Source organism: Xanthomonas populi (assembly GCF_002940065.1).
Lineage (GTDB): Bacteria > Pseudomonadota > Gammaproteobacteria > Xanthomonadales > Xanthomonadaceae > Xanthomonas > Xanthomonas populi.
Window position 1 is genome coordinate 1 of the sequence record NZ_MDEJ01000191.1, and the last position, 5,514, is coordinate 5,514.

The following is a 5,514-nucleotide window of genomic DNA, read 5'->3' on the forward strand; positions in this document are numbered from 1 at the left end:
TTGGGCGCAGTCACGTCGAACTGCCGATCCAGCAGGTTGGTCGCCGCTGCGCACTCGGACCCGCCATGGACGCGTGGTTTACGACCATCGCCCACCTGAGTACGCAGCCCTTGCGTGCGCATCAACCGATGCACGCGATGGCCACTGCCGTGCTCCACCAGATCCCGCAGATCCTTGGTGATCTTGCGATGCCCATCGACACTGCCGCTGGCCAGCCATTGGTGCGTGATCAGCCCCAGCGGACGTTCGTCATCCTTGGCGCGATCACGCTTGGGCGAGCGCAGCCAGGCGTAGTAACCGGCTCGGTTCACCCGCAACACCCGGCACATCGCACACAGCCGGAACTCCTCACGATGCGCTTGCATGAAGGCGTACTTGCAGTCGCTCGGCCACCTCTGCCACCTCGAACCCGCGATCGGTCGCTTGCCGGACCGCCTCCGCCTTGACCTCATCCGCCTACCGCTTGTTGCTCATGGACACTTCCGAATTCGCCATTTTCCCTGGCCGTCAGATGTCCAGGGAACCCGTGCGATTCAGTTTCAGGTGACAGCAGTATCAACCCGGAGCGGCGCAGATCCTGCGACTGCTGGCTGAAGGTTAGGGTTAATCAGGAGAGTTGGAGCCTCCCGAAATCCCGGAGAGGTTCACTTTTACGGGACGCAGATAACTTTGTCATCGCAATCAGCAACACAACTGCGGTGGACAAAAGACAGGCAAGATCGCAAAGCGTTATAACTATGAATTCATCCTTCTCAATTACGACGATAGATGCGTAAGTCAATTCACAACTCAATTGCGCCATCGGTCCGCAACGAAGCGGTAATCAATACTGCTGAAGAGGTTAAACAGGAAGTTGCATCAACCAGTGTCAGCCAACTGGGTCCTGTAGAAATTCATGGTTTGCCGAAGCGTAACAAGCAAGCTAAATCCCATCCTGCTGATTCACAAGGCGTCCTAGCAATTCGGTCAGACACGGCGCCACATTTGCAAGTGATCCAGAAATTCAGAAAAACACTGAATCTCCCGCCACAACCCACATCAGATCCAGTTCTAGCTTACGACAGAAGCCCAAGAGCATCTGATAATTTTCGCTCATCGGATGAGTTTGACCTGCCCGAAAGCTGCAATCGGACTGGTTGGAAAGACCTGCATGTCTCAGGTAGCGGCAGTATCGCATCCATCAGCCAGATTGAAAGGTTGAAGCCGTCTAGAGAGCATCCAGTGATCGTTCTGAATGCGCGCGAAGAATCCCATGCCATTGTCGGCGGTTATCCAAGTACTTGGCGTACCCCCAATAACTGGGGCAACGTTGGTAAATCACGTGGCGAAGCCCTGGCAGATGAGCACCAGAGGATTCAGGAACTTAAATCGCAGGAATCAGTGAGTATTTTTCATCGCAAAGACGTCAAGAGCGAAGCGCCCAACCAACGCGAAGTGATTTTAAGCAAACCGCAGATTTTTAGCGAAGAAGAGCTTGTAAAAGCTGCGGGTGCAAAATATCTACGTTTGACAGTGACGGATCATCTTTCGCCATGTGCGGAGGACATCAATGCATTTATTGCAATGGAGCGGGAGTTGGCCCCTCATGAGAGGCTGCACGTGCACTGTGGCATGGGTCTAGGTCGCACAACAATTTTCATTGTCATGCATGACATATTAAAAAATGCCAGAATGATCTCGTTCGAGGATATTATTAATCGGCATCGTGCGTTTAATCCAGGACGCAGCTTGGATGGCCACAAAGACGTCTCCCACAAGGGGCGTTCAGAGTTTCGTGATGAACGGTCAGAGTTTCTTTCTCTATTTTACGAGTACGCCAAGGAAAATCCAAAGGGCCAGCCATTGTTATGGTCCGAATGGCTCGACCACAATGCGTAGATCCACAAGTGCCGCGCAGATACAATTTAGAGGTTTATTGTCAGCCTCCCCTTAAGTGACATATCAATTGAGACAACAGCAAGGAGACCCGAAATATTTTTAATCCAAAATCTGCAGCAATTCGCAGTTCTACGAACGCAGGAATATGCGACTCATCACCAGAAGATAAGCAAAAATTGGACAATCAAGCCGAGTGCTCAGACCATAGGACGGAATCCTTTCAGGAAAATAAATTCCCACTATCCCGTGCCCCAAGGCCTGCTCGCAGCTCCGAAATTCCTTATAGTGCAGCGACTATTGCTGGGGAAATTTATCATCCCGGCAATCAAACCGATTCAAGTATCGTTCAATTTCTATCACAATCCTTGTCGAACAATGCTTATTATTCTGAACACCATCTTCGCGAACGGGCTCAATCATACGTATCCAACATAGAGGCTGAAAAGGTTCTGATTGCTAACGCAACCTGCGCAATGAAAGATATAACGTCTTTTTCTCATAAGCAGGCAGAATGGCTTTGCCATATTGAGAGAGGCTTATGGAAATACGAACCTGCGTTGGAATGCCGCGACCGTAATAAATTAGGTGACGAGGTCCTTGGGCTTGAAAAGCCTGGTGAGGACTCTCCTTATGCCAAATCCCGTCCTTGGAAGCTTTCAGACCAAGCAGCTTCCGCTTTTACCATGATACTGAAAGGTCAATCAGGCCCGTTCACGGAAGAGCAAGTAAAAACAGGCTTCGAACTATCACAAGAGGGGCAATTGTTGGCTGGCCGCCTAAATATTCAACCACGGAAATCATATCGAAAGAAGAATCGCCATGACGCTAATCGTTTAGGGACACACTCGACCAAAACCCTATCGGGAATGGATCTGTCTATGGATGTCGGCACCAGCATTCGGGATGCTTTGCAAGTCCCTGTCATGTCGGGAACATCAGGAACCTCTTCAGATGTTGTGATAGCTGCCCGTTATGCAGCGATGCAACTGGGAGTTCGGTGGTCGGCACCAGAACTGACAATGGATCAAGCCAAGAACGCATTGATCGATTTGTCGTTAGAATTTTTTAGGCAACAAGGGCCTGCCGTGGTGATGGCAGTGCGGATGAATGCGATACGAGAAAAACAGGGGCTTCCCTACAAGGATGTTGAGAAGAGTCAGGTATTTACACATAGTTATGCAGAAATTCATAGCGGAATTTTACTGACCCTTGATGGAATAGACCCGACTGAGACAGATAAAGTTAAGAGCGCTTTGTATGGTTATACCATCGATGCAAAGAAGCGTTTGTCGGAAATTACCCTCCCCTCCCTCGCGGAGACAGAGCGGTAATTAATAAGCACCTTTGATTTATATCCTTTCGAAAATATTAAAGATTAATATTTATTTTGCCATGAAGACTAATTCCTCAACAGCTAAAATTTATGTTCGCCCATGCGAAGAAGAGAACGATACTCAGCATGATAGTCCTACGACATCTGGGCTGGTTATGCCATCTGTTGACGCAAAAAACCTCAAGAATGCACCAAGGAAAAAATATTTAAATAAAAATATAGCTGCTTTGCAGACCCCAGAGCTAGAGCGGGTTCATCAAAAAAAGGTTGCTCTTCAGAATCTGGCGCAATTTCAGATCAAATTGGCTAATACAAAATGTAAGAATGAACTGGAACAGTTGATCGATGATCCGTCTGTGAAAGAAGGTTTACTGAAAGTAGACTCGGGGATTTCCGAAGAATACGGCCAGGGAAAGCCGTTAATGATTCGATCTTTAAGATTTTCAAATCCTCAAGAGATGACCGTGGGTTTTGGTGCAAAAGGAAAAACGCCAGCCAAAAGAGAAATTGACACTGTCTGCAATAAGTCGACGCAATATGACATAGTCATGACTCCTGCCTCCCTTATCAGTAAAGATGTGCGGATGAACCTGATATCCCAACTTACCAGGCCGAAGGATAAGCAGAAATATAATGGTCTTCCTTCAGTCATATACGGCGAGTGCAGTAGTCGCAATATTGTTGGCAGCCTCGCTTCACGCAATGGCTTTGGGGACGTGCATTCTTTTAAATCTAATAATGGATTTAATTCGGATTATGAAAAGATTGCTGAATTTTCTAGCCACGCTGAAAAGCTGGGTGCGATTGAAAGAAATCTTATACCCTATATGAGGCTTGATTCAGATAGGAGCTCATGCCACTTTGTTCACTCTGTTGACGAATTGGCTAAGGCTCAGTCGATATTACAATCGAAGAGACCTTTGAGTAGTCTACGGCACAATGAGTTTTGTACAAAACTTGAGTTGTGGGATGCAAAAGCTATAGCAGTCGGTGAGTCCCGTCCCTTGGCGGTGTCTACATTAATAGAATTTAATTTGGAAATGTTGTCCATCGCGAGGGAGATTAGCAATGAGTGGCATGAGAATAAAATGATCTCAGAGTTCATTGAGCGCCAACTATCATGGCTTGGCCAGCAAGCCGCACTCGATAAAAAAGCGACCCTTAAAATGGTCTCCGCGCTGACGATAGAGCAAAGGGAATCTATTGCTAATGATATTTGCCTATTATTGCGTCGAGGTGTTTCGCTTTGCACTTATGAAAAGAATATTACAGGAAGTCATATCTGCGAGATAAGCTTGCTGGACTTTAGTGTTGAAGAAATCGTGGAAGGCATAAATATTTTCCTTTCCTCTAAGTTTCCTGATTAGCCCTGCCACTCAGCCGCCAGTGCCACCCATCCCCCACGGCGACGGGCAGCGCTGACGCGCTGGCCGTGGATCACGCGTAGACGGCCGCGTTGCCATCAAAAGCGGGTCGCCAGGGAGTAGGGACAAAGGCGAGGACTGGAACCTGCCGGAATAGACCACACGGTCGAAACGCGCGCCTATCAGCAAAAGCCGCCGGAGATCCCGGCGGATTTTTTGTGCCGCAATGCCGCAGATCCACGCCAGCATCGGGCGGCGGCAGCATGTTCTTGCCGGTGCGCTTGCAGGGTTTGTACGTCACCCACTCAGAGACGCCAGGCCACCCGTCTACCCTGCCGCACATTGGGCATCCGTCGTCGGGAGCTTCCTGTTCTTGCATGTGTGTCGCCTTCTTCAGTGATGGGGCAAAGTTTTGCACGCGTGCACACGTGGCGGCGCTGCCGGCGACGGCCAACCGCAAAAGCGGGTTTGCAGGGTGATGTGGGCGGCTCGGTCATGCATGCCGGCCTTGGAACATGATCGAACTTCGGGCTATGGTCTGGGTAGAGCGTGCCGGGGAGCAAGCACAGCGATCGACCAGGTGCACCAACCCCCGGAGCGATGACGAACGCAGGATGTTGGGTTAGACCCAACAGTCCTTTCACCAGCCGCCATTTCGGATCACGGCAGATCGAGCCGGGTGTTCATGTCGAGGTCGAATCGTCCATACGGGTTAACGTGCTCCCAAATCAGCAGCGTTAGGGCAGCATAGTCGCGTGGCGTCAACTTGCCCTGCCAGTGCGGTTGCGCCAACACCTTCTGAATCATCAGCGTGTTGATATAGACCATGCAGTTCTGGATCAGGTGCAGCGACAGCATGCTGACCCTGAGGTTTCCCCACGTTTTCCCGAGATAGATCAGCTGGTTGCACCCGGATCGTGTAGAAACAAGTGCGCGCAT

4 protein-coding genes and 1 pseudogene are annotated in these 5,514 nt (G+C 49.7%); 3 read left to right on the forward strand and 2 right to left on the reverse strand.

The genetic code is table 11. From position 1 onward, the window contains the following. A pseudogene (locus XpopCFBP1817_RS19220) lies at positions 1–474 on the reverse strand (IS3 family transposase); the annotation flags it as partial. Between the two features lie 294 nt (positions 475–768). On the opposite strand from XpopCFBP1817_RS19220, the gene xopH reads away from it, so the two are divergent. From xopH to avrBs1, 3 genes are all read left to right on the forward strand, one after another. Then, positions 769–1,878 carry a type III secretion system effector XopH gene (xopH, locus tag XpopCFBP1817_RS22275; RefSeq protein ID WP_208619670.1) on the forward strand — a complete coding sequence of 370 codons (1,110 nt, stop codon included), beginning with the start codon at positions 769–771 and terminating at the stop codon, positions 1,876–1,878. 176 nt (positions 1,879–2,054) lie between these two features. Beyond that, complete coding sequence (locus tag XpopCFBP1817_RS19230; RefSeq protein WP_208619671.1) at positions 2,055–3,209, forward strand: hypothetical protein; 1,155 nt, start codon at positions 2,055–2,057, stop codon at positions 3,207–3,209. Between the two features lie 61 nt (positions 3,210–3,270). Further along, the gene (gene avrBs1 / locus XpopCFBP1817_RS19235; RefSeq protein ID WP_128418315.1) at positions 3,271–4,578 is read left to right on the forward strand and encodes an AvrBs1/Avra family type III secretion system effector; all 1,308 of its coding nucleotides are present in this window, start codon (positions 3,271–3,273) and stop codon (positions 4,576–4,578) included. 657 nt (positions 4,579–5,235) lie between these two features. Here avrBs1 and XpopCFBP1817_RS19245 read toward each other — a convergent pair. After that, positions 5,236–5,514: transposase (locus tag XpopCFBP1817_RS19245; protein ID WP_244171259.1), on the reverse strand; the 279-nt coding region annotated here is incomplete at its 5' end.

Excerpts from the sequence above, each read along its gene's own strand:
- avrBs1 (WP_128418315.1), top strand. The coding sequence starts at position 3,271 with ATGAAGACTAATTCCTCAACAGCTAAAATTTATGTTCGCCCATGCGAA.
- xopH (WP_208619670.1), top strand. The coding sequence starts at position 769 with ATGCGTAAGTCAATTCACAACTCAATTGCGCCATCGGTCCGCAACGAA.